Origin of the sequence: Pseudomonas sp. GM74, from assembly GCF_000282455.1 — a bacterium.
Taxonomy (GTDB): domain Bacteria; phylum Pseudomonadota; class Gammaproteobacteria; order Pseudomonadales; family Pseudomonadaceae; genus Aquipseudomonas.
The window spans coordinates 1-1,249 of record NZ_AKJG01000092.1 but is presented as its reverse complement, the minus strand read 5'-3'; the positions used below and the strand labels follow the sequence as shown (position 1 = coordinate 1,249).

The following is a 1,249-nucleotide window of genomic DNA, read 5'->3' as shown; positions in this document are numbered from 1 at the left end:
AAGAACACGATCTCCTCGGATGTCGAAGGAATGGCCGGGTTACTCGTCTGCGGAATCAACAAGGTGCGCACCGAATCCGGGCCACCGGCAGCGAGCGAGCCGTCGGCACTGCTGAGCACGATCGTCGAACTGAAGCCTTGCACCAGATCCAGTGCATAGCGGCCATCGGCATAGGCGGTCAGCGTGTAGTCGACGGTGGTGTTCGCCGTTGCGGCGTTGTTGTCGAAATCACCGGTCAAGGTTCCCGCGAACTGGTACGCGCCATTGGCATCCGGTGATGGCGCCTGCTCGGTAAGCGTGCCGGTCCCGGTCGTGGTCGTGTTGTCGGGCCGGACGAGGGTGAACTGGTTATTGACCAACGAGATATCCAGACCGGCCGCACCCAGCCCGTCGGCTCCCGTCGCCATGTTCCAGAACCCGGATTGCGCCAGGACGCTACCGGTCCCGATCAGGTTGCCGAAACTGAGTGCCGGCCCGTCGTCCTTGAACACCAGGTTCTGCCCGATGTTCAGCGTTGCCTGGGCGCTGTCGCCGTCCCCGTCGGTCTTGATCGCCGTCAGCGTCACCAGATTGTCCGAGGTCAACGTCTTCGAATCATCAGGATTGGCTGGGTCGGAATGCACCACGGCGCGGAGCTGTCGAGGGTGACGCTGCCATCGGCAGCGACGCTGACGGTGAACACCAGCTGGTTGCCCGTGGCTGTGCGACCTTCCACTACGGTGCCATTGAGCGACAGATTCACCGCCTGGCCCGAGGCCGTGTCCATCAGTCCGGAGACCCCGGCCACCACACCCAGTGCATAGCTCAGCGTGCCGGCCCCATCGGCGCCAAACGCCGAGTTGAAGTTGGCGGCGAAGCTCTGGGTGGCGTTGGTCGCCAGTACCGTCTCGTCCACTGTCAGCGTCGGTTCCACGCCGGTGGTGGTAATGCTCGGTCCGTCGTCCTTGAACACCAGGTTCTGCCCGATGTTGAGGGTCGCCTGGGCGCTGTCGCCCTCCTTGTCGGTAATGCTTGCGGTCAGCGTCACCAGGTTGTCCGAAGCCAGGCTCGTCGAATCATCGGGATTGGTTGTATTGGAATGCACCACGGCGCGGAGCTGGTCAAGGGTGACGCTGCCATTGGCGGCGACGCTGACCGTAAATACCAACTGGTTGCCGAGGGCCGTGCGGCCTTCCACTACGGTGCCATTGAGCGACAGGTTCACCGCCTCGCCCGAGGCCGTGTCCGTCAGCCCGGAAGCCCCGGCCAC

1 pseudogene is annotated in these 1,249 nt (G+C 63.7%); it reads right to left on the bottom strand.

From position 1 onward, the window contains the following. A pseudogene (locus PMI34_RS27710) lies at nt 1-1,249 on the bottom strand (DUF5801 repeats-in-toxin domain-containing protein); the annotation flags it as partial.